Source organism: Bacillus sp. Bwzl_19, assembly GCF_054900515.1.
The window spans coordinates 1,216,765-1,238,061 of the sequence record NZ_CM142729.1; the positions used below are offsets into that span (position 1 = coordinate 1,216,765).

The window sequence follows — 21,297 nt, forward strand, 5'->3', positions numbered from 1 at the left end:
CTTAGAAATGTTTCACAAGATGATGGGAGATAAGAGGTTAACAATATCCCAACGAAGACAGGCGAGAATACGGTACGATATGATCTACAACCAAGCGAAAAGAAGAACGCTGCTGAATGAGTACAAGGGGCGTTTGTGAGGTTCGTTGTGAACCTGGCAAGGTGTAGTTCATAATGAACCAGACCCTTAACCCTTTGGTTAAGTATATATGGTTATTATCTATATACTTAAATGAAGCCATAAACGATAGTTCAGCCTGAACCATTGTTTCCCCAGAATTGGGGAATAACCCTAAACAACGACCTGTATTAAAGGAGTGATAAAATTGAATAAAGAGAACATCAGAAAGAAAATTAAACAATATTATGATGACATGAGCAGAGAACAGCTGATATCACAATTGAAGAGATCAGGGCTAAGTGTAAATGAAGATGAAAAGCAGATGTCTTCAATAAGGACATCAGGTCAAAGCTGAAGGCGATAGTATCGCACTCAGGCCAAAGGATATGCGTAAACAATCCTTACGCACTCTAAACATTTTACTAAACGCAAAATTGCGTTCGTTAGATTCAAATTCACGAGCATTCAATTTTAGATTCACCAAATTTTAGAAAGCGCAAAGTTGCGCTCTCAGGATATCAAACACCACTTCTGGGTTCTGACATATTTTAGAAAACTCAAAATTGAGTTCTAGATTTCCGGTACGTATCGGAATTTCAGAGGAGCAAATCATATCTTTTGATTGTGACAAATTGTCACCAACAATGGGCGGAAACTTCCGCTTAATAATAGGAGCTGGGCGAACGAATTGTTCAGTCTGCAAAAATGCAGAGTGTGACCAGTGAGCGATACCTAAATTTTCGAAGTCGTGTTTTGTGTCACCATCGTCAATTCTTGATTGTGACAATTTGTCACAATTGATTCAAAGGCATAATTTGATTGTCCATAATGTGGATGAACGAAATTTACTTGAAGACCTGCCAGTATCTCTAACATATGAAATAGCGGGCTGGAGTCGCATTTCACGACGTCAGAAGCTGGATAGATGTTTTGCCCAGTCAGATATGCCGTCGCAAAATTGCGCTCTCTTTCAAACCTAACTCAATTTGATTTGGGTCAATGCTTTAATCCAAAGTTGGATTTAACGATTTCTTTTACATACCCTCAAGGTGAAGGTATGTTGATGTACACTCCTATAATTCTGAGGGCATGGATGGAGTCCTGTTTTGTTACTCCATAACACATTGTGCTGCGGGTCTTTTTGTGTCACCACGGAGTCACACAAACATTTTAAACTACTTAGAAACAACAAATATCAATCAGGAAACTAAATCCCATGAAGCTTGATATGACAAGGGTTTAGGCGATTTTTTAGGATTGTTAAAGATTATTCAGAATACGTGTCTCGTCCTTGACAGGGTAGAGGTCGCTGGTTCGAGCCCAGTCGGAATCATCCACGGCGGTTAGAGGCGTTATATCAACGTTTCTAGCCGTTTTTATTGCGTTGACTTAGTCGATGACTTAGGCGTATTAAGGCGCAGGGTAGCGGTGGACCGTTACCGTGTTTGGACGTTTCTTATTCTATAAACCGGAATAGGAGGCGTTCTTTTTTTATGGATAATATTCGGAAAGGGAAACCGATTAAACGAACACGCAGGCGTAAACTTCGTGATCTCGGTGACTTGGACGGATTATTTCAAACGTTCATCACGATAAAGACAGCCGAAGGAAAAGCGAAAGGAACGTTACAACAGTATCGCGATAATTATAAATCTTTCACTACGTTTCTTGATGAGTTCGATATACCTCGTTCTCCTACGGTTATTGATCGAGATACAATACGACACTACATAAACTATATGCGCAATGATTGGGTGCAATTTAAGGGGAACGTTTATATATCAGATGAGGAAAAGAAGCGAGGTCTATCAGATAGCACGATAAATACGCGCTTAAAAACGCTGCGAGTGATGTATAACACCTTAGAGAGCGAAGGGCTTATTGACAATAACATAATGTACGGAGTTAAGAACGTACAAGAAATAGAGGAGCCTATCATTATTTTACAACCGGACGAGCTACAACGCCTTTTGAAAGCCCCTGATAAGAAAAACTTTGCAGATTTTCGTGATTATGTATTGATGAACGTATTGTTAGACGGAATGATGCGAATTGGTGAAATAACACATGTTGAAAAGCGAGATTTTGATTTTAAATCTCATATATTAACGATTCGATCATCTATTGCGAAAAATAGAAAGACAAGATATATACCTTTACTCCCTACTACATGTCGGTTAGTTCAAGAGTTAATTGCAGAAAATGAATTAGATTTTAAAAGTGATTATGTTTTTCTGACTAACTACGGAGCTCGTCTTGATAGAAATCATTTTAGAAAGAGATTAGTTGATTTTGCAGCAAAAGCTAATGTGAAAAAGAAGGTGCATCCGCATTTATTTAGACATACTGCTGCGACGATATTTTTGGAGAATGGAGGAGATAGCCGAATGCTTCAAAAGCTACTCGGTCATTTAGATTTGCGAATGATTCAGAGATATACACACGTGGCTGATAAATCGGTGGCGAAGGCGCATGCCAAACATACAGTGATGAATTACATTATCAAAGCTCAAGCTATGCCACGAAAAATAAAAAGATCCTAAAAACAAAAAAAAAAGAACGCCATCCAGCGGATATAAATCCGATAGATAGAACGTCCTAGCCTACGTCTATTATATCGGAAAAAAGCGTACTTGTCTACGTTTATTTAAGCGCGCTCATTTTTCCGACGGAACGGTGTCTCTTAACGAGGAGAAAGCCGTATGTACACGAAAGAAGCCTCTAAAATGGCGTCGTTCCGTTCAGTGGACGAGCTTAACGGCGCCATCCGCACGCACATATACCGCAATAAATCCGATCTAACGCCTGCCGCAATCGAGGTTCTAAAGGTGTTGTCTCGTCATGCCGTAAAAACGCCGGGCGTGGCGTATCTGAAGCTCGCAACTATTGCGGAACTAATCGGCAAGCACCGCGTAACCGTTATTCGCTCCATTAAACGACTAATCAATCTCGGCATTATCCGCAAAGAAATAAAATATCGGCCAGTATCCGGCGGCAACGGCGCCAATATGTATGTTATCCTGCCGGCGGTTAAAGCCGATGTTACTCCGTCCGTGTTACCCCGCCAAGACGCGGACAAGCCAACGGGGACAAAGGCGGAAGTACCGAAACGGAAAGACGAAGCTGTCATTTCTCAAAGCGAAAATAAGTTACTACGTAATACGTATGCTGCGTTTAAATCGGCAGTCAATACGTTTGTCAGTGATAGCAAATTAACGAACAAACTTTACGGTATCTATCTCGCGCATACGTCGTATTTAAAAGGCGTTTATGCTGCCGATACACTTCAAGAAATCGGACTAGAAGCCGTACGTCAAACGTTTATCGCAACTAAACGGAAGGCTATACGCAATCTTGCCGGCTATTATAATGGCGTGCTGGACCGGATGCTCGACCGGTTGTATGCTGCGCGATTCGAAGAGCTGACGCATTCCTAACCGGTAAACGGAGTTTCATCGTGTATCGCTGTTTCGACGATTACATATACGCCGGTTTAGGAAGGCGTTTGATTATCACAAAATGTGATGAACGGGGGTTGGACTCGTAGTTGGCGCAAATTGCGACAACTGGCGTGCGTTGGATGACGTGTGGCCGTTGGTAACAATTTGTTACGATCGAAATAATGTCACGCTTTTGAACCTACGAAATTCAATTTGCGAAAATAGGTCGTCACAAATTGTGACGAGATCGATACGATGGAGGGGCGTGCAATTTCGTACGTTAAGGAGACGGGAAGATCCTCTAGCAATTCTTTAACAGTGTTGTCGCAGTTTGCGATAAGATCAACCCTCTACTTTTCACAAGAAAAACGTAGTCCTTATCTGCCGCAATTGGGACAAAGTTTCGCTCGCCTTCTTCGAATCCGCAAGCTGCACATTTTATGTTTGCCATTAAAAACACCTCCCTATGCCAATAGAGAGGTGTTGTGTGGAGGCTAGGTCAGTCACGGCGTTCGAACTGGACTACCTCTTCGATCGGACAGTCTAAGTATTCGCAAATATGAGCGATTGTAGTCAGCGAAACAAATTCACCGGCTGAAAACTTCGCCATGATCGTTGGGGAAATACGTAGGTCATCTTTTAGTTGTTTCTTCGTTATGTCCTTCTTTAATAAAGTCATTTCTAATGGTTTATAGTTTGGTTTTAGATTAAGGGATTTTTTAGTCATTCTAATACCTCCAAAGCACTATCTGTGAGTTTATACACCTAGTATATCACATGTGAATAAAAATAATACAAAAAAGTGTATAAAAAATACATAAATGTGTTGACCTAAACTACACAAAAGTGTATTATAGTATCAGAAGGACGGAACAACAGCCCTTCAAAACACAGAAAGGAGGACAGAAGATTGATTGAACTGATAACAAAGCTTTCCGTTATCGCCGCATCATGGCTAACCATTTTCAAACTCTTGCTAGAACTTAACAAGATGCGAAAAGAGACGAAAAGCAAAAAGCGACGCTCTCCCTCCAAGAAGAAACGTCGCAAGTAACCAAGACGGGGCGAAAGCCCCGGCTGTTCAATCAATTATACCACATATGAAAAAGATTAATACAATCGAAATTTTTCTAATCGTTGCCCTTTGCTTCTGGATCGCGAACATGAATTTTGCAGCACTTTCTGTTTTAGACTTCATCGGACTTGGTACAGCGGTCGTATATTGCGGTTTAATCGTGTGGAAGTTGTTGTCCCGATGAAAAACAAATCGGCGTTCGGCGGCAGCGAAGTCGTCGGACGTCCCTAAACGAAAGGATGATCCGTTATGACAAACGTTATCAATAAAAACAGCCTTATTCCGGCTGAGTACGTTATATATAATTTCGCAGGAGAAGGGAAGGACTTGCGGAAGGATAAACAACTCGTTCACGTAGGCGGGAACATGGCGGTTGGTTACGAAGAAGGCTGCGGTATTATGCTTTACGAAATGGCCGGCAATCCTGGCGCGTGGGAAATCGGAGACAATGACCGAGTCTTACACGATATATACGACGATGGTTGGCTCGCTGATGTACCGATCGAAAAGCTCGCAAGTATGTCGGTTCTTGAATTCATGCTCGCGGTTGCCAAAAGGAAAGCGCAGAAGAAGGCGGTGGCATCGTGAATCTACGTAGTACACTCTACCTAATCGCGCGAATTCTTGGTGATATCAACGCAGTCAAACGCGGGAAGATCGGCGAAAGAATCGTCCGGAGGGCGGCCGGAAAGGCTATCGGAAGACTCTTCAAGTAGTTTCGACAAATTTGTAAACAATTACCTCTAAAATTTTTGTGACTTTCGACATAAATCGACTGAAATATTCGTAATAGTCAGGTAATATATAGAACAAGACAAGAACACTTGTACGCTTTTGTTTCGAGGTGGCTTACATCGGCCACTGTGCGGTTGACGGGCGATGCTTAAAATCCCGTCAGCGACCGTTTAATCTTGCGGTACCCATTCGTACAGATCATCGATTGAACATCCGATGATTACGGCGAAGGTTTTAGCGGTACTCAGTGTCATTTCTTGCTTTCCTAGAACGTACTTGGAAACATGACTCTTATCGTACCCACTCTTATCCGCAAGTTGCGTCTGCGTAAGCCCTCGCTCATGCAGCCGGTCGCGAAGTAAACACCTACCCGGCTTATACTTCACCTTTTAAGCACCTCCGCAAAAGCTTTATATCGGGCTTTACGAAGGAAATTATAAACTATTGCCGTCAGTTTTTCTATTCGTTTCTGGATGTACAATCATTTCGAGGAAGAAGGGGAAAAGGTTGAAAAGTTTATCTGATGAAATTTTGAACTTGATTGAGGACAGCGATTTAAGTTACAAAGAGGTTGCCCATAGGGCTGGAGTTTCTGCGCGTAGTATTTATGAAATAAAAAATCGTGGAACTATAGGCTTTATAACTATGCTCAAAATCGCCCAAGTCTGTAATGGTGCGGATTATCATGAAAAAATGACTAAATGGTGTCACTTACTTACCACCACTGAAGGTATAAAACACGCCTTTGAATACGCAGCAATAAAAAGAGATATCGCACTTTTAGGTGACTTGTTAGACAATGCAGAAGGCGACGATTCATTGAGTGCGTACTATGGGATTTACAGCTTAATTTATAAATTTATGAAAAAGGAGATTGCTTTCTTAGACTTGTACGATTTGCTTAAACAGGTTCGAATTTCGAAGGATAAAAACCTCGCGATTATAGTGGATATCTACAAATGTTATTTACTCTACTACCAAAAGGACTTTCTAGGCATTCTTCAGATGGCAAATGTAATCGAAAAAGAAATACAAAACGTAGGTCAAGACAGAAGTGCTTTTTTCAGACAATGCTATATATACCGGTTGGCGGAAGTGTTAATGCCGGTCCACTTGCATTTTAATAATTTTGAAGCTTCACGCAAATTTGCGAAAATTCTACTTTACAGTAATATCAGCAGCAAAACTATGTCGGATGGTTATTATTGTATTGGGATGACGTACTTGGGTAGAGATAAGGAGGTTTGTTTAAAGAGTTTAGAACGTAGTTACGAACTGATGAAGGAGATAGAACGTTCTGATTTGATTGAAGAATCCAGAATGCACTTAGAACTAGCACGCCTGTACTATGAAGTAAAAGAAGGGGCGTCCATTAAAGGTGTGGCAGGTTTTGCGGAGAGAATGCAATTTAAAAGTGATTCGGATTTCATAAAGTACTTTGAATATCGGTTAGAGAACTCACTGTCAAAACTTTATGAGGGTTATAAATACTTTTTTAGTCGAAAGAATTTCTTGTTTGCTAATTTAATAGCCGATGACCTTGCGTATTTTGGAGTCGACTCCGCGCAAGTAGAGGCACTTAAGTCGATAAATCTAAATGAAAAGGTGGAGTTTAATTTTGAAGAAGAAGTTGTTAGCTGTTTTAGCCATTGGAGCCGTATTAGTATCGCTCGGGTATCTTAACAAAAATGATCAGGTATCAACGCAAGAGGCGAAGTCTGAATTTAAAGTGGCCGAGATAAGCCCAGGGGCGTAGAAACAAACAATGCCCGCTGATAAAAATTGGCGGGCGTACTCATTATTAAAAAAAACGTTTTGGCGAACGTAGTAAAACAAAAGGCCGACCTGTTGGCGCAGGACGACCCGATCAAAATCAGTTAGAAGATATGCAAGTACGACATCTACACTCTTGGCGGAGTAATCGTATTTGCCGTCCGCTGTTACTCTCACATAACAGCATTTTCAAGCAACCAAAAAATAACCCGAAGGTTTAGTTACTTATTTTGTATTTTATCCGTTGCCAACGGATTTTACAAGGCGAACAGTATACGAACACCTTCGGAAAATTGAATGGAGGTCAATGATATGCCGGTCGATTTCGGATGGATATTTCAAATATCCGCAGTAATCGTAGTGTTTATCTTAGGCTGCATGACATGGGCGGTTTGGAAAAAAGAGGATTCTGACGCTCAAAACAACAACTTCGGAGGGTTCGATAATGAATAAATATAGCGTTTCTCGATTAGCAGTAAAAAATGCGACAGCTCGTCTCGGTCTTACAAAAACGCAAGCACAGAACGTATTGCCGAAATATGCGCAAGGTTCTGCATTCGTTTGGTTACTCGAATCAACAAGCGGCAGCCAAGCCGTTTACGACAACTATAACGAAAGAGTGCGCCTTGTAATCGCCGAGAACGGAACCGTACTAGACGTTTTCCCCATTGATTACGCGCTACAGTCACCGCACAACTTATCGGAAAAGGTAAGACAATCGCTTAAGGAGTCGACTAAAGAGACTTTGATCGCGAAAAGAGACGAGATCCACCGCAAATGGTGCGAAGCTGAACTCGCTTTTCACGAAAATAGTTACGAAATAGCTAAAGTGCGCTTCGGATTAATCGACGCGAGTACCGAAGATGCTGCGGCGTTAAACAGCCGTTTAGCGGAGCTTTGCGCAGATAATAAGCGACTGCACGAAGATAGATCAGCACTCAGAAAAGAACGGACTGAATTAGAGCGTGCTCTTGTACCTTATATCTAAGATTGCGGACGGAACCAAAATTCGAGGGGGAAACGAAATGGAAAAAGTACGTTTGATTCGGCATGGTGGCGTGGCCTTTCCTTATACGGAGACACATGACGCCTATCTTATCGCAGCAGATACGGTAGCATTATGCGACTTTGATGCGTTGGGCGGCGGCAGGTTTGCGTTTTACGACGCGGAAGGCTTGACGCGTAAAAATGACGGCTATCACTTATACGACGATGCGCATCCGGCATCATTTGCGTTTGATTTCGCAAAGACGACGGCGGCCCTGAAGAAGCTCGACGGTCGGGAATTAGCGAATATGAGTGTCTCGCAGTTCATGCGATTGTTTTTCACGGGAGGCGAAAGTTGTGTATAAAACAGGCGAAACCGTGCGATATTGGGGCGTTAAAACTGGCGGACTGACTTGGCTCTCATCCGAAGCGATGATCGGTAAAGTAATCGACTGGCAGCGCGAAAAACAGAGTTATAAGATCGAGGGGCAGTCGGGAACCGTCCAGGACGTTCCGGAAAGATTGATTGAGAGAGGTTGTGAAGGGAGCGGTGGCTTGCTTCCGGCATAAAAAACGAAGAAAAAGCTAAACAAACGCAAAAAAGCGCCGATATTATATAAAATAGGCGTTAAAAAGATAGGTTCGACGGACATAATTAAAAAAGTGTCTTCGAATCTATTTATATTGAATTATGTATTTCAGTGAATATAGAATTTCCTATCTTAATTGAATTATACCAAAAATAATGATTATGTCAAGAAAAACTTTAAATGAGCACAGTACATATTTTTGTCCTTTTGTTGTCTATACGTTATGAATCGAATTTGGGATTGAAAGATACTTGTTAAAGCTCCCGATATGCTGTCTTACGTTATGAAAATTTTTTCTTGTAAGGCCTAAAAACTTATGTTTCATGTGGACTTAATCATTATATAGTGAAGATTTGTTAATGCGGCATACTGCCGTGTCACTTATTTTTGATTAGTTTGTTAATTTCAGTTAATAAATGAAGGGTGTGTATCTGTATGAGTAGAGAAGTTTTTATCTTGATAAGGAAATTTAAAGGAATGAGACAAAGTGAGTACGCGCGATGGCTAGGAATTACGCCGGCTTATGTAAATATGATCGAATCCGGAGCGCGTTCTGTATCTGAAAAGATCGAGTGTTTTATAGCTTTGAATTTTGACGCGACAAGCGCTGAGTTTTTGGAGTTTGTAAGAAGGTATGAAAATCTAAGGGAATTGGGGTGAGGGTCGGTTGCCTATGTTAAGGAAATTTCTAAGTATCTGTTTTGATTTTATATTTAAATATCCATAGTATTATCCACTATAAATTATAACACAAACTGTTCGGTTTTGCAAACTAAATTTAAAAAAATAGGGGGACATACGAATGGGGAAAGGGTCGAGCTATCACACGAAAGTAACGCAAAAAGAGGATGAATACCTTTACGACGAGGACGGCATTATTCGTCTGCTCTCAATTTACAACCAGATCGAGGATCAAACGGACGAAGCGACGGTCACAATGCTAATCGACTTAAGAACCGCGTTAGATACGGACGTACTCGATGGATTAGAACGGAAAGTTATTGCGCTTCATTACTTTTTAGAACTGCCGGACAGGGACGTAAATAAGCTACTCGGGATCAAGACAAGCGAGGCGCGCGAAATACGTATGTCAGCTCCGGAAAGTGTTGCCGCTGTGATGCTCGGTTATAAAGCGAAGAAATTGCCGCCATATAAGCCGTTTAAAGCTAAAGGGCCTGACGTACTTGGCGAGTGGTTAAACGCCGTAGGCGCCGGAGAAGCGCCGGTATATTCGTTTACTCGCGAGGTTCAAAACGCATTACTGCGTTGGTTGAGTGATAAGGCCCAGCGCGATTCCCTTGCGTCTGAATCGGTGCGACAGCAGGAAGAAGGACCGCCAGTGTTTCCGAGAGACTTTCCGGATTACGTCGAGCGATATCCGTTTTATACCGAAACGCAGCTCGAGCAGATGGATCGACGCTTAGGCGGTCTAAGCCTCGTTGATGAAGGTAAAGACAACCACGCAGCGCCGGGATGGAATCAAGTTCGTCAAGGAACCGTCACCGGACGAAAGAGGTCCGTATCCCAAGATGAAAAGAACGGTACTTTCCGCGAAGGATGGACGAAATTATACAAATAGGGGAGGAAAAGACATGCCGAAATCACCCGTTGTTCCTGCGATTGAAAGCAAAGACCCGGAGTGGAAGCGTTGTTTTTACTCAAATATATCGTATGAATTCAGCGTTATTTTAGGCGACCGTTTTGATAGTATCGAAGATTTCCGCGCGGCTTTCGACGAGCTGCGCGAGGATCTTAAAGACTATCGCGACACGTTAGATCAGATTCTCGAAAACAATGCGCCAGGCTACGGGCTAACTTGGCGCGACTTTAAGTGGATACGGGCCAATCGGTGGAAACAGTGTCCGGTATGTGGCCGCATATACCTCGATTACACGAACGGCCGGTCTGTGACGTGCTACCTCGACGAATACTTACGCTTCAACCTACAGACACGCGAATACTACGACAATGTCGATTACCGCGGCAAAGTGAAATCTATGTGCTCCGAGAAGTACCGAGCATGGCGGAAACGTGGTCGGCAGGGTCCGGTAGGTTATATCGCATTCAAGGGCGGCGGCTTCGCTTCATAGGCGGGCCCGTCGGCTTGTTCGTCGCACGATGAGACAATCAACTCGCTCTTCGCAATTTGCGAAGAGGTCGGCAGTGTTGTCGCAATTTGCGACGACTGAATCGACTTGTTCAGCGCAATTTGCGCTAATTAAATCACTCGTCACAAATTGTGACGAGATCAAATCGTTCGTCACAAAATGTGACGATCAAATACGGGAGGCTATAAAATGGGAGCTAAATTAGTTGTCGATCAATCTACGGGCGAGGTTTTAACGGATTATACGATAAGGCACCGCAAGCAAGACGAAGCCTATAAGAAGATGCAGAAGCGCGGAAAGGATACGCGGCACTTTTCGCTTACACATATGAAGCATATACGCGAGGTAACAAGCGAACTATCGAATACGTATTGCGGCTACGTCGTTATGCTGCAGCCGTATATCGAGTACGAAACAAACGTAATCCTAGACGGAAAGAAAGAGCCGGCCAAACGCGCAGCATTAGCGAAAATACTAAAGGTGAGCCCGCGCACAGTTAAGGCGGTCGTTACCGAGCTGAAGGATAAAGAGATCATATATGAAGAAGACGGACGCTTTACGGTAAACCCTCGCTATCACCTACGAGGTAAGGCCGGCGGCGAGTCGCAGAACATGATTAAAACGTTCTTTTCTACCGTTAAATGCCTCGACGTAAAGGCGGCGGACCTTGGCTTCGTATATAAGTTGCTTCCTAACGTCCATTTAGAAACGAATATGATATGCAATGATCCGTTTTGTACAACGGGAGAGATCCGGTTTCTCAACGAAAAGCAGATCGGAGAGCTCGTTGGTATGTCGGAAAAGAAAGCGCGTGAAACGCTGACTAGATTAAGGAAGGCCGGAGTCGTTGGCGTATGGCATCGAGCGAAGGACAGTCGCGAAAAGTTAACGGTGCTAAATCCGTACATTTTCTATCGCAAGTCAGGCCAGCCGGACGGAACATTGGATGCGTTATTTACTTCGAAGTCTTACGTGGGGTGAAAAATACACCCCCTTTTTTGCACCAAAAAGCCGAGATACACCCCCTTTTTTGCACCGTGCTTACAAACGCTGAATCCCTTGCGGCTCTAAGAGTGAACGCTGTTTTTGACGTGAAATTTACGCAAAACGTTCTATATCTATACTAAATAAAAAACCGTTTAAACCTTCCGCCTTTCATTCGCTATCGCTCATACGGCGGAGATATTAAGTTCTTATTTATTTAATCGCGATAAAGGTACTTAATAAATAATAACTGCGGCCCGTAGGAGCAAAGCGACGTAGGGGCGCTATGTTTTAAAGGATTATTGTCTTGTCCGGTGATTTTTACTGGATGAAAATAATTTGGTTTTTTGTTTGAAAAACACTTGTAAAATAGCTCTTTTGTTGTCTATACGTTATGAAGCGAATTTCGAGTTGAAAAATACTTGCATTAATGCCTAATATGCTGTCTTACGTTATGAAGATTTTTACTTACTAAACTTAAAAACACCTGTTTCAAGTGGATTATCTATGTTTATAGTGAGGGGAAAATCGACAACCCCATTGAGATAATATAAGTCGTTTTTTCTTCCTCTTCCCCTATTTTGAATTTTATTAAGTTTGTTTGTATTTCCGCAAACAGAACGAAGTGATCGGCGCACATGTCGATCGCTTTTTTGTGTTTGCGGCTCACTGGCGATTAGCTACCGTCAGCAGAACGGCCTACCACGTGCGAGCCGCATCGCACCTTAACCGGTAGGAAAAATACGCGAAAGGTAGGAGAACGCATATGACAAAGAAGAACAGAGGCGCTAAGAAGTACCCGACTAAGGAATCGATTATTGCAGAGATCCAACGTAGGCAGGCCGAAGGACTGACGCTTAATTATACGAGAATGCGTGCAGAAGATGACGCATTAAGACGTAGATGCGTTACTTTATTCGGTGGATATCCGAATGCAGTTAAGGCAGCCGGTATCAACTACGAATCTATAAAGTTCGATGCTAACGTCGCTGCGCGATGTGGTAACGAGTTCGAATTAGTATTCAGTCATTTGTTGCGTGAACTTGGTATCGGATATAAGACGGTAAGACATGGCCGATTCGTACCGGACTTTACGTTGAACAATGGCGTTTGGATGGACGCAAAGCTTAGTGACTATCGCGTTATAAACGCACAGTGTCCGACTATGCGTAACTATGGTCCTCTTTGTCGTTTGCTTACCATCGTTTATATGAACGGTATTGACTGCGATAGATTGTACGGTAAGACACGAATCATCCACGTTAACCGTTTCGTTAAGCAACTACCGAAGCATAGACAGGAACATTACCGCAGACTATTCGCTGGCATTAACGCAAAGCTAACAGCAAGTACCGCAGCATAAACGAAAGGAGAAGATACGATATGGCTAAAGAAGAAACAGCACTCGAATTGGCTCACGGAAAACTAGTATGGGACGAGAAAGAAAAGAAGAGTGTGTATGTAGAGAACGCGCAGCCTGCTAAGAAGCCGAGCGCCAAGCGTAAGCCGAAAGGCAAAACAGAATGAGGTACTGCATCTTTAACGGTTGCGCAGGATTGGCCGTAACAGGTAGCTACTATTGCGAGGAACATAAGCCGAAGGCAAAGGGCAAGGGTCGAGATACATTCCAATCAAAGAACAAACCCTTTTATCGTTCAGATGACTGGCAAAGTATGCGTCAATATGTGTTCGAAAGAGATGGAGCAAAGTGTCGTGAATGTGGTCAATTTGTTTTCGGGAAGAACGCGCATGTTCACCACGTTATCGCGATCGCAGAGGACCCGACGCTCAAACTAGAAGAAAGTAATTTGATCCTTCTTTGTCCGAAGTGTCACGCGAAAATTGAAAATGAAAATAAAAAACAAACCCCCCAGGTCTTTCAAAAATATTTTAAGCATTCGGGGGATAGGAGTGGGGGAGGCACGCATACGCCAAAGTGAAATTTTGAAAGGGGGGTACGATGAAAAATGGCAGAAATGACACCGCAAAGACGCGGCGCGCAGACAAAACGATTACGAGCGCTTCGAGAAGAGGAAGAGTCGCGAATCGTGGATTTATTGCAAGCAGCCGGGACATACTCAGAATCACTCGCGCCCCTTATTGATACGTATCTTGACGCGCATGTCATATATAAACAAATGTACGAAGAATGGCGCGATGAAGGCTTTCCAGCGACTAAGATGCACGTAAACAAGAGCGGTCATGAGAACGAAATTAAGCATCCTTTAGCGCAGCAAGTGGCCGATTGGAACGCGAAGAAAAGCAAACTTATCGAACAATTAGGCTTAACTCCGAAGCTGCAAAAGATAGTCGGCGGAAAGCCGAACGGCGCTACCGATAAGCTCCAAGAATTTACCGAAAAGTGGGGCGGTGGGTCGTGATTGAAAAGGGTGTGAACTACGCTCAAATATACGCTGACAAGGTTATGAGCGAGCTTGAGCTGCACTGTAGATCGGAAATACAGACAGTTAAACGCTACCTATCATTAATGGAGCGTAAAGATATTCGTTTTGATGTTGATCGAGCAAATTACACAATGCACTTCATAGAAACGTTTTGCTATTATCGCGAAGGGCCAGTTGCCGGACAAAACATAATGCTTACCGATTGGGAAAAATTTAACCTGTCGTGTATTTTCGGTTTTGTTAAGCGAAACAGATATAACAAAGAGGTCCGACTTTTTCGAACGTCCTATATTCAGATTCCGCGTAAGAATGATAAAACAACGCTAGGGGCCGGCGTAGGGAACTATATGCTTTTTGGTGATAACGAGCTCGGAGCCGAGTGCTTCTGTGCTGCGACGGAAAGAGCGCAGGCGGATATCGCGGCTTCGAAAATGATTGCGTCCATCGAGAACAGCCCGGACCTTAGAGGTCGATCCCGGATACTCCGAAATCTGAATAAGGTTATTTATTCATACACCAGGGACGGTAAGACATTCGAGAATACATTCCGGCCGTTATCTAAAAACACAACCGGACTAGACGGTTCGAACCCACATTTCGTACTACTTGACGAAGTACACGCGAATGGAAACGCTGATATCTATGACGTATTAAAGTCCGGTATGGGATCGCGAACTCAGCCGTTAATGTTCATCATATCTACCGCAGGAAAAGGAACTACGTCCGTCGGCTTGCAGATTTATGACTACGCGAAGAAAGTTCTAAACGGTAGTCATGACGATGATTCGTGGTGGGTTTATATAACCGAGCCAGATAAGGGCGACGCGTGGGACGACCCGGCAGTTTGGCGCAAGGTCAACGTTAACTATAACGTATCGATTGATGGTGACTACTTAGAAGAGCGATACAGAGAGGCGCTAATGTCGGCCGAGCGAAAAGACGAATTTATGGCAAAGCATTTAAACGTGTTTGTTCGGAGCACCGGTACTTACTTCGAAAAAGACATCGTTCAAAAAATGATACAAGACAACGAGGGTCATATCATTACTGACCTCGGCGAATATAACGGCGAGCAAGTAGTCCTCGGATTAGATTTATCGAAAACGACAGACTTAACTTGCGTCTCAATAAACATACCTTCACAAGACAACGAAGGAAATCCACTTCTTAAGGTTCGGCAAATGTACTTCTTGCCGGAACATGACTTGGAAGCGAGAGAAAAGTTAGAAGGCATCCCTTATCGACAAATGTGCGAAAAGGGCTTTTTGACGTTGTGTCCTGGAAGAACAATCGATCACGATATGGTCAAAGACTTTATCATTGACTGCGCCCAGATGTACGACGTATTGCAAGTTAACTATGATCCGGCCCTGTCTCAGAAGCTTATAGAGGCGCTAGAGTACGAAGGTTTGACGTGTGTAGAAGTCCGACAAATATCTACGCTTCTAAACGCACCGTTTGATGACGTTGAGGTGTTGATGTATGAAGGGAAAATTAAAACGGACAATCCTCTATTTGTTTACTGCACAGAGAACGTTGTCGCAGATAAGAACTTCCAAGGATTGAAACGACCGAGTAAACGACAGAGTAAAGCGAAAATCGATGGCTTTGTCGCCTTCCTTAACGCGCATAAGGAGACAATGATGATGATGACTAAGTACGACGCAGAAGAGTTCAGCGCGATACTAAAACGACTTTATCGGAGGTGAGAAATTGGGAGTCTACGGATGGATCAAGGATCGCGTAACTAAACGAAGCTTCAATTTACGAGATACAGCTATGTTTAACTATACAGCGTTTGTAAATGATGAAAGTATTTTAAGATCAAGCGATACCTACAGTCTAATGAAATTGATAAGCGATCAAGTAGCTTTGTCAGATTTCGTTGTTGAGGATACTACGACAGGAAAAGTATCCAGCAGCCCGCAGGCACTTCACGCCTTGCGGGTTTTAAATCGTCCAAATGATTATTTAACCGGGTTCGAATTCAAGAAACTACTGACTAACACTTATCTACTAGAAGGCGATGTTTACCCTTTCTATGACGGAAAACAAATTCATGTGCTAAGCGGTGCAGTTAGCGAATTAACAGCGGCGGGAACCGAGCGAATTACATGCTACGGCAGTGACATACCGCCTTATATGGTGCGGCACATTAAAAACATGGGGCTCAATCATGCGGATGGTGTCGGTCTGTTAGAACTAGCGAGAGAAACGCTAGAAGGTGTTATGAACGCTGAAAAGGCAATAACTGAAAAGTACAAAAAGGGAGGCCTTATCGCGTTCCTTTTGAAGCTTGATACGCATTTATACGCCGCGGCAAACAATAATTTGCAGCAGGTCGAAGAGATTTTGGATCAGTTAGAAGACATTAACACCACCCACAAAACAAAAATGATTCCTCTCGGAAAGGGGTATGACATAAAGGCTCTAGAGTCTCCTATCGACGATGAGAAGATCTTGAAATACTTGAATGTCTATAAAAAGGATCTCGGTAAATACTTCGGCCTCGACGCTGAACTATTAGAAGAGATTGAAAAGAAAGACATGGAACAGGCGATGATGATGCTTTTCACAAACTGCTTAAAACCTATCTTTAAAAACTTTGAAGAGCACCTTAGTCAGCTATTCTTCCCTACCGACAGTAATCTGCGTATCCGTTTCCGTTACAACGTTTTAGATTACGTGAGTTTTAAGACGAAAACAGATATCGGTTATAACCTGGTGCGCACTATGATCGCTACACCGGACGACGCACGCGAAATGTTAGGGTTTCCGCGATTAGAAACACCGGAATCTAGCAAATTGTACGTCAGTAAGGATCTTGTCGGGATCGATAAGCTCGACGAGGCCTCGAAAGGTGGTGATGCAAGTGGGGAAAATGGAGCAACGGACGTTTGATATCAGCGGCATGGATGTTCGCGATGCTTCAAACGATAGCGAAGCGCCTAAAATCACCGGTTATGGCGCAGTTTTTAATACTCCGGCAGATATTGGCGGTATGTTCACCGAAATTATTGCGCCTGGGGCTTTTGCGAAGGCACTTTCTAGTCAATCCGATGTGCGGGCGCTATTTAATCACAATTGGGACTACGTACTCGGACGCACTCGTAGCGGTACTTTAACGCTAGAAGAAGACGCTAAAGGTCTTAGATTTACAGTTACACCGCCAGCTACACAATGGGCCGACGATTTACGGAGCAGTATGCTTCGCGGCGACATCACTCAATGTAGTTTCGGCTTTAACGTTACAAAAGAAGATTGGAATTACGACACTGTTCCGGCAACCCGAACGATTCAAGAAGTTCAGTTGTACGAGATCAGTGTCGTTTCACTTCCAGCGTACGAAGAAACGGAGGCCGCAGTAGTTAGAACCAAAGATATCTATACGCGAGCCAAAGAAGATCATGAGCTCAGAATGAAAACTCAAAAACTAATGACCAAAATACAGGAGGCTTTAAAATGAACCTTAATGAAATCTTAGAAAATCGTAAACAAACAATCGAAGCGCGATTAGGAGAGCTTCGCGAAGATGTCGAGGCTGGAAAAGTAGATTCTGCGACAGTCGATAGTGTACAAGAAGAAATCGATAAACTTGCGGCTGAGCTTTCGGCAGTCAAAGAAGAGATCGATAAACTAAAAGAAAAAGCAGAAGGCGAAGAAGATGCGCCGGCAGAAGGCGAAAAAGAAGTGCCAGCTGAAGAAAATCGTTCTCACACGCTAGAACAGGAGAAACGCGACGCACTTACTCGTAGCATTATGAGTTCGCTCGCTTCAGAATCACGTACTAAAGCCAAAGAAGGCCAGCAGCGTAAAGCTTTTGCTAACTATCTCGTAGGTAGAATTGGCGATTCCGAAGCTCGTTCTATGGGAGTTGACACATCAAACGGAAAAGTCTTGGTACCTGAAACACTGTCAAAAGAAATCATCACTTACGCACAAGAAGAAAACTTACTTCGTCGCTATGGTACTCGCGTAGTTACGAAAGGACAGGAAGGTTACCCTGTACTAACTAAGAAAGCAACTGCGAATCGCTTAAGCACAGAGAGAACGCTAGACAACCCAATTACACCGACTGATCTTGATTTCAGCGAAGTGTTCTTAAAGCCTTCTGAAACTGACGCACTAGTCTTAATCACTAAGAAGCTCTTACACATGACTGACATGCCTATCGAGCAAGCGATCATCGAAGAGCTGAAAAAAGCGTACGTGGCTAAAGAAGCTGATTACTTCTTTAACTCTACTGATAACCCAGGATCTTTATATCAAAAATCCGTAGCCTTTACGACTACTGAAACTGATATTTATAACAAACTAGTTCGTTTGAAAAACACAGTGCCTACAGCAAAACTCAAAAACGCACGCTGGATCATGAACAGAGCTGCATTGAATATCATTGAAACTCTTAAAGATGCGAACGGACAGCCACTTCTTCGTGAATCATTCATTGAAGGCGCGTTCGGTCAAAAAATTCTAGGCTATCCGGTAGACGTATCTGATTACGTAGATGGCAGCACACCGGATGTACCACGCTTGTATTTCGGTGACTTCAGCTCATTCCACATTCAAGATGTAATCGGCTCAATGGAAGTAAGTAAGCTTCTTGAAAGATATAGCGATACAAACCAAGTCGGCTTTAAAATCTGGCACCTAAACGACGGTCAGCTTATCTATTCACCGTTCGAACCTTCAGTATTCAAATTGGAGCTAGGTACGGATGCACCGTCTGCTTAATCAACTAATCGAACATCTGAAGTTAGAAGACAGTGAGGAAAATTCCTTGCTGTCTTTTTACTTACAGTCAGCCGAACGTTATGTGAAACGCGGGACAGGATACGCGGACGATCATCTTATTTTGCTAGTCGCCGGTATTTTCTACGAGTATCGAGTGACGGAAAAGAGCATGGGGAACGCGTTGAACTCCTTAACGCCGTTGTTTGTACAGGCGGGAATGTGTGGTGAGGACGTTGGGGATAAATCCGGGGGAGCTACGGAATCGAATTAGCATTGAAAAACGCGAGCCGGGGCAAGATCCGGTCACTATGAAGCCGAGACATACTTGGGTACCTTTCGCTAAGCCTTGGGCCCAAATCATGCAGCCACGCGATAGATGGATCATTCAGGCAGCCGCAGAGCATCAACAAAACACAATATGGTTTCGGATACGGCAACGAAACGGCATCGAGGCCGGTAGTATGCGCGTGATATTCAAGGGGCAGCCGTACAAGATAGCCGAAGTCATTCCGGACTTACAGAACCAAGAACTAATGACGTTGCAGTGTGAGGGGTGGGACCGTGAGGATATCAGCTAATATAGACGGTCTTGACGATATCGAACGCAGACTTATGCGGATGGGAAAAGACGTTAAAAAGACGGAGACAAAAGCACTTCGGGCAGGGGCTCAAGTCCTCGCTGAAGGTATTCGTCAGGAAGTTCCCGTTTCGGACATTAACCACCAACACATTCGCGATGATATCCGGATTAGACAGACACCGAAAAAAGATAGACCAATCCCGGATTCTATCAGTTTTGATATAGGACCTTCCGAAAAGACTGCGTGGCGTGCCCGATTCACTCACGACGGGTTTACGACTAGTACCGGAAAGTTCATAAGAGGAAATCCGTTTATTACAAGAGCCTACCGCGTTAAAAGGGACGCGATTCAGAAGGCCGTCGCTGAAAATCTGCGTAAGGGGATAGGGACATGATTAATTATGAACCGGTCATTGCGCGAGAGCTTTTTAACGATCCTACCATTAACGAAATGACAGGCGGTCGAATATATGCCGGCAATTTACCGCAAGAGTTCGCGGCAGAGTATCCGCACATCCTCGTTATCGAGACGGACAATATCGATACGGAATACTGGGGAAACAAAGCAGTCGCATCCGATATCGACTTACAAGTAAATGTATGGATCAAAGCAGATGACAATATAGGCCCGATTCAAACGGCCATTGATAGGAAAATGAAGGCGCTAAGATGCCGGAGAGTCACGTCCTCGTCTTTTGATGAAAACGAGCGCGGCGCTTTCCGCAAGGCGTTGCTTTATAGAACAACTGTAAAATTAAAGGAGGAAATATAGATGGGTAGTGTATCAGTTGGGCTTGAGAACTTAGTATATGCAAAATTGGTTAAAGACGAAAAAGGCGATATTCAATACGGTGAAGTTAAGGATTTCGCGCCGGTTATTTCTGCGAAAGTAGATACGAGCAGTGAGAACGGAACTTTATATGCAAATAACGGACCGATCATCGCTAAAACACAGATCGGTGAAACAAAAGTTAGTTTAGGAGTTTCGGAAATTCCTATGGACGTTCTAGCCGACATCACAGGTCAGCAGTTAGTAAAAGGTGTTATCGCGTTTAAACAAGATGCCGTACCTCCTTATGTTGCGCTAGGCTTTACAGGCACAAAAGAGGACGGAACTAAACGTATGGTTTGGCTTACAAAAGGACGATTCGGCCTTCCGACAGAGGATCGCAAGACAGCGGAAGATAAGATCGATTTCCAAACTGATGAAATCGAAGGTACGTTCATTCAGCGTAGCGATAAGATCTTTAAAATCGTTGGTGATAGTGGAATCCCAGGTTTCGAGGAATTCGAAAGCACATTCTTCGATCAAGTATTCGACGTTACTAAACTAGCGGACACTGGCACTACTGCCCCAACTGAGGGAGGCGCTGCTTAATGGAAATCACTCTTAATATTAAGGGAGAAGAAAAGACTTTTACGCAAAGCTTCGTGAAATTTAAAATCAAGCGCGAGGCTTTAGAGGTTGAGAAGTACGCACAAGATCCCGACCACGATCCAATCGAGTTACTAGACCGACAATTCAAATTGATCGTAGAAGCTTTCGACAAACAATTTACAATTTCGGATTTAAATAACGGTTTAAACACAATCGGGCACAGAGACGTGCTTTATGACATTATCGGCGTAAATATCTTAGGCTATCCTACTCGCGAGGAATTAGAAAAGCGCGCGGAAGAGGCCGATATGGGAAAGTTGCTAGAAAAGCTGATCGCCGAATCACAATCGACGAAGCAATAGATAACATCCAGGACGCTTACCTCTCA

The 21,297-nt window shown here is 43.4% G+C and carries 28 protein-coding genes; 26 read left to right on the forward strand and 2 right to left on the reverse strand.

Translation table 11 applies throughout. The annotated features are described in order from the left end of the window. The first annotated feature begins 1,613 nt into the window (after positions 1 to 1,613). Together ACW5MY_RS06425 and ACW5MY_RS06430 are read left to right on the forward strand one after the other, a co-directional pair. Entirely contained in the window at positions 1,614 to 2,663 is a 1,050-nt protein-coding gene (locus ACW5MY_RS06425; RefSeq protein ID WP_326969671.1) for a tyrosine-type recombinase/integrase, read from the forward strand. A gap of 159 nt (positions 2,664 to 2,822) precedes the next feature. After that, a complete protein-coding gene (locus ACW5MY_RS06430; RefSeq protein WP_462061749.1) occupies positions 2,823 to 3,557 on the forward strand; it encodes a helix-turn-helix domain-containing protein in 735 nt (244 codons plus the stop codon). Between the two features lie 502 nt (positions 3,558 to 4,059). Here the strand turns inward: ACW5MY_RS06430 and ACW5MY_RS06435 are convergent. Next, a complete protein-coding gene (locus ACW5MY_RS06435; RefSeq protein ID WP_161621195.1) occupies positions 4,060 to 4,287 on the reverse strand; it encodes a helix-turn-helix domain-containing protein in 228 nt (75 codons plus the stop codon). A gap of 597 nt (positions 4,288 to 4,884) precedes the next feature. On the opposite strand from ACW5MY_RS06435, the gene ACW5MY_RS06440 reads away from it, so the two are divergent. Continuing rightward, positions 4,885 to 5,223, forward strand: a complete 339-nt coding sequence (locus ACW5MY_RS06440) for a hypothetical protein (RefSeq protein ID WP_462061751.1) — start codon at positions 4,885 to 4,887, stop codon at positions 5,221 to 5,223. 317 nt (positions 5,224 to 5,540) lie between these two features. Here the strand turns inward: ACW5MY_RS06440 and ACW5MY_RS06445 are convergent, their stop codons facing one another. Continuing rightward, entirely contained in the window at positions 5,541 to 5,756 is a 216-nt protein-coding gene (locus tag ACW5MY_RS06445; protein ID WP_017695571.1) for a helix-turn-helix domain-containing protein, read from the reverse strand. Between the two features lie 121 nt (positions 5,757 to 5,877). Between ACW5MY_RS06445 and ACW5MY_RS06450 the strand changes: the two genes are divergently transcribed. The 23 genes from ACW5MY_RS06450 (at position 5,878) to gpG (ending at position 21,271) form a co-directional block, all read left to right on the forward strand. Further along, entirely contained in the window at positions 5,878 to 7,053 is a 1,176-nt protein-coding gene (locus ACW5MY_RS06450; protein WP_462061753.1) for an AimR family lysis-lysogeny pheromone receptor, read from the forward strand. A gap of 402 nt (positions 7,054 to 7,455) precedes the next feature. After that, a complete protein-coding gene (locus tag ACW5MY_RS06455; RefSeq protein ID WP_210216013.1) occupies positions 7,456 to 7,596 on the forward strand; it encodes a hypothetical protein in 141 nt (46 codons plus the stop codon). Then, a complete protein-coding gene (locus ACW5MY_RS06460) occupies positions 7,589 to 8,131 on the forward strand; it encodes a hypothetical protein (protein ID WP_462061755.1) in 543 nt (180 codons plus the stop codon). Before ACW5MY_RS06455 ends, ACW5MY_RS06460 begins: the two co-directional genes overlap by 8 nt. A 37-nt stretch (positions 8,132 to 8,168) precedes the next feature. Further along, the gene (locus ACW5MY_RS06465; protein ID WP_462061757.1) at positions 8,169 to 8,495 is read left to right on the forward strand and encodes a hypothetical protein; all 327 of its coding nucleotides are present in this window, start codon (positions 8,169 to 8,171) and stop codon (positions 8,493 to 8,495) included. Then, positions 8,488 to 8,700 (forward strand): hypothetical protein, encoded by a 213-nt coding sequence (locus ACW5MY_RS06470; RefSeq protein ID WP_462061758.1) that lies wholly within the window; start codon positions 8,488 to 8,490, stop codon positions 8,698 to 8,700. Before ACW5MY_RS06465 ends, ACW5MY_RS06470 begins: the two co-directional genes overlap by 8 nt. A 455-nt stretch (positions 8,701 to 9,155) precedes the next feature. Continuing rightward, on the forward strand, positions 9,156 to 9,380 hold the full coding sequence (locus ACW5MY_RS06475) for a helix-turn-helix domain-containing protein (RefSeq protein ID WP_418921855.1): 225 nt from the start codon (positions 9,156 to 9,158) through the stop codon (positions 9,378 to 9,380). A gap of 142 nt (positions 9,381 to 9,522) precedes the next feature. Further along, positions 9,523 to 10,299 (forward strand): hypothetical protein, encoded by a 777-nt coding sequence (locus ACW5MY_RS06480; protein WP_462061760.1) that lies wholly within the window; start codon positions 9,523 to 9,525, stop codon positions 10,297 to 10,299. A gap of 13 nt (positions 10,300 to 10,312) precedes the next feature. Further along, positions 10,313 to 10,810, forward strand: coding sequence for a hypothetical protein (locus ACW5MY_RS06485; protein ID WP_146260870.1), 498 nt, complete (start codon positions 10,313 to 10,315; stop codon positions 10,808 to 10,810). A gap of 207 nt (positions 10,811 to 11,017) precedes the next feature. After that, positions 11,018 to 11,809: a hypothetical protein gene (locus tag ACW5MY_RS06490; RefSeq protein ID WP_462061762.1), complete on the forward strand. Its 792-nt coding sequence runs from the start codon at positions 11,018 to 11,020 to the stop codon at positions 11,807 to 11,809. Positions 11,810 to 12,578: 769 nt separating this feature from the next. Then, on the forward strand, positions 12,579 to 13,175 hold the full coding sequence (locus tag ACW5MY_RS06495) for a hypothetical protein (RefSeq protein WP_326969660.1): 597 nt from the start codon (positions 12,579 to 12,581) through the stop codon (positions 13,173 to 13,175). Positions 13,176 to 13,195: 20 nt separating this feature from the next. Next, positions 13,196 to 13,339 carry a hypothetical protein gene (locus tag ACW5MY_RS06500; RefSeq protein ID WP_161621208.1) on the forward strand — a complete coding sequence of 48 codons (144 nt, stop codon included), beginning with the start codon at positions 13,196 to 13,198 and terminating at the stop codon, positions 13,337 to 13,339. Beyond that, positions 13,336 to 13,752: an HNH endonuclease gene (locus ACW5MY_RS06505; protein ID WP_326969659.1), complete on the forward strand. Its 417-nt coding sequence runs from the start codon at positions 13,336 to 13,338 to the stop codon at positions 13,750 to 13,752. The genes ACW5MY_RS06500 and ACW5MY_RS06505 overlap by 4 nt, the downstream gene beginning before the upstream one ends. A 27-nt stretch (positions 13,753 to 13,779) precedes the next feature. Further along, positions 13,780 to 14,193, forward strand: a complete 414-nt coding sequence (locus ACW5MY_RS06510; protein ID WP_326969658.1) for a P27 family phage terminase small subunit — start codon at positions 13,780 to 13,782, stop codon at positions 14,191 to 14,193. Continuing rightward, positions 14,190 to 15,926 carry a terminase large subunit gene (locus tag ACW5MY_RS06515; protein WP_462061766.1) on the forward strand — a complete coding sequence of 579 codons (1,737 nt, stop codon included), beginning with the start codon at positions 14,190 to 14,192 and terminating at the stop codon, positions 15,924 to 15,926. The genes ACW5MY_RS06510 and ACW5MY_RS06515 overlap by 4 nt, the downstream gene beginning before the upstream one ends. A 4-nt stretch (positions 15,927 to 15,930) precedes the next feature. Then, entirely contained in the window at positions 15,931 to 17,118 is a 1,188-nt protein-coding gene (locus tag ACW5MY_RS06520) for a phage portal protein (RefSeq protein WP_161621212.1), read from the forward strand. After that, the gene (locus tag ACW5MY_RS06525; protein ID WP_326969705.1) at positions 17,099 to 17,683 is read left to right on the forward strand and encodes an HK97 family phage prohead protease; all 585 of its coding nucleotides are present in this window, start codon (positions 17,099 to 17,101) and stop codon (positions 17,681 to 17,683) included. Before ACW5MY_RS06520 ends, ACW5MY_RS06525 begins: the two co-directional genes overlap by 20 nt. Beyond that, complete coding sequence (locus ACW5MY_RS06530) at positions 17,680 to 18,951, forward strand: phage major capsid protein (RefSeq protein WP_166848021.1); 1,272 nt, start codon at positions 17,680 to 17,682, stop codon at positions 18,949 to 18,951. Before ACW5MY_RS06525 ends, ACW5MY_RS06530 begins: the two co-directional genes overlap by 4 nt. After that, entirely contained in the window at positions 18,935 to 19,222 is a 288-nt protein-coding gene (locus tag ACW5MY_RS06535; RefSeq protein ID WP_161621214.1) for a head-tail connector protein, read from the forward strand. The genes ACW5MY_RS06530 and ACW5MY_RS06535 overlap by 17 nt, the downstream gene beginning before the upstream one ends. After that, positions 19,176 to 19,529, forward strand: a complete 354-nt coding sequence (locus tag ACW5MY_RS06540) for a phage head closure protein (protein ID WP_462061903.1) — start codon at positions 19,176 to 19,178, stop codon at positions 19,527 to 19,529. Before ACW5MY_RS06535 ends, ACW5MY_RS06540 begins: the two co-directional genes overlap by 47 nt. Further along, entirely contained in the window at positions 19,513 to 19,926 is a 414-nt protein-coding gene (locus ACW5MY_RS06545; RefSeq protein WP_166848027.1) for an HK97-gp10 family putative phage morphogenesis protein, read from the forward strand. The genes ACW5MY_RS06540 and ACW5MY_RS06545 overlap by 17 nt, the downstream gene beginning before the upstream one ends. Beyond that, entirely contained in the window at positions 19,923 to 20,303 is a 381-nt protein-coding gene (gp17, locus tag ACW5MY_RS06550; RefSeq protein ID WP_161621217.1) for a tail completion protein gp17, read from the forward strand. The genes ACW5MY_RS06545 and gp17 overlap by 4 nt, the downstream gene beginning before the upstream one ends. Then, positions 20,304 to 20,909, forward strand: coding sequence for a major tail protein (locus ACW5MY_RS06555; RefSeq protein ID WP_166848030.1), 606 nt, complete (start codon positions 20,304 to 20,306; stop codon positions 20,907 to 20,909). It abuts the gene before it with no gap. Next, positions 20,909 to 21,271 carry a phage tail assembly chaperone G gene (gene gpG / locus ACW5MY_RS06560; protein ID WP_161621219.1) on the forward strand — a complete coding sequence of 121 codons (363 nt, stop codon included), beginning with the start codon at positions 20,909 to 20,911 and terminating at the stop codon, positions 21,269 to 21,271. The genes ACW5MY_RS06555 and gpG overlap by 1 nt, the downstream gene beginning before the upstream one ends. Positions 21,272 to 21,297: the final 26 nt, after the last annotated feature.

Bases quoted from the DNA above. Each gene is read 5' to 3' on its own strand.
- ACW5MY_RS06500 (WP_161621208.1), top strand. From the start codon at position 13,196: ATGGCTAAAGAAGAAACAGCACTCGAATTGGCTCACGGAAAACTAGTA.
- ACW5MY_RS06525 (WP_326969705.1), top strand. From the start codon at position 17,099: ATGGAGCAACGGACGTTTGATATCAGCGGCATGGATGTTCGCGATGCT.
- ACW5MY_RS06430 (WP_462061749.1), top strand. From the start codon at position 2,823: ATGTACACGAAAGAAGCCTCTAAAATGGCGTCGTTCCGTTCAGTGGAC.
- ACW5MY_RS06495 (WP_326969660.1), top strand. From the start codon at position 12,579: ATGACAAAGAAGAACAGAGGCGCTAAGAAGTACCCGACTAAGGAATCG.
- ACW5MY_RS06460 (WP_462061755.1), top strand. From the start codon at position 7,589: ATGAATAAATATAGCGTTTCTCGATTAGCAGTAAAAAATGCGACAGCT.
- ACW5MY_RS06475 (WP_418921855.1), top strand. From the start codon at position 9,156: ATGAGTAGAGAAGTTTTTATCTTGATAAGGAAATTTAAAGGAATGAGA.
- ACW5MY_RS06465 (WP_462061757.1), top strand. From the start codon at position 8,169: ATGGAAAAAGTACGTTTGATTCGGCATGGTGGCGTGGCCTTTCCTTAT.
- ACW5MY_RS06530 (WP_166848021.1), top strand. From the start codon at position 17,680: ATGAACCTTAATGAAATCTTAGAAAATCGTAAACAAACAATCGAAGCG.
- gp17 (WP_161621217.1), top strand. From the start codon at position 19,923: ATGATTAATTATGAACCGGTCATTGCGCGAGAGCTTTTTAACGATCCT.
- ACW5MY_RS06455 (WP_210216013.1), top strand. From the start codon at position 7,456: ATGCCGGTCGATTTCGGATGGATATTTCAAATATCCGCAGTAATCGTA.
- ACW5MY_RS06480 (WP_462061760.1), top strand. From the start codon at position 9,523: ATGGGGAAAGGGTCGAGCTATCACACGAAAGTAACGCAAAAAGAGGAT.
- ACW5MY_RS06505 (WP_326969659.1), top strand. From the start codon at position 13,336: ATGAGGTACTGCATCTTTAACGGTTGCGCAGGATTGGCCGTAACAGGT.
- ACW5MY_RS06490 (WP_462061762.1), top strand. From the start codon at position 11,018: ATGGGAGCTAAATTAGTTGTCGATCAATCTACGGGCGAGGTTTTAACG.
- ACW5MY_RS06485 (WP_146260870.1), top strand. From the start codon at position 10,313: ATGCCGAAATCACCCGTTGTTCCTGCGATTGAAAGCAAAGACCCGGAG.
- ACW5MY_RS06510 (WP_326969658.1), top strand. From the start codon at position 13,780: ATGGCAGAAATGACACCGCAAAGACGCGGCGCGCAGACAAAACGATTA.
- gpG (WP_161621219.1), top strand. From the start codon at position 20,909: ATGGAAATCACTCTTAATATTAAGGGAGAAGAAAAGACTTTTACGCAA.
- ACW5MY_RS06435 (WP_161621195.1), bottom strand. From the start codon at position 4,287: ATGACTAAAAAATCCCTTAATCTAAAACCAAACTATAAACCATTAGAA.
- ACW5MY_RS06535 (WP_161621214.1), top strand. From the start codon at position 18,935: ATGCACCGTCTGCTTAATCAACTAATCGAACATCTGAAGTTAGAAGAC.
- ACW5MY_RS06555 (WP_166848030.1), top strand. From the start codon at position 20,304: ATGGGTAGTGTATCAGTTGGGCTTGAGAACTTAGTATATGCAAAATTG.
- ACW5MY_RS06425 (WP_326969671.1), top strand. From the start codon at position 1,614: ATGGATAATATTCGGAAAGGGAAACCGATTAAACGAACACGCAGGCGT.
- ACW5MY_RS06440 (WP_462061751.1), top strand. From the start codon at position 4,885: ATGACAAACGTTATCAATAAAAACAGCCTTATTCCGGCTGAGTACGTT.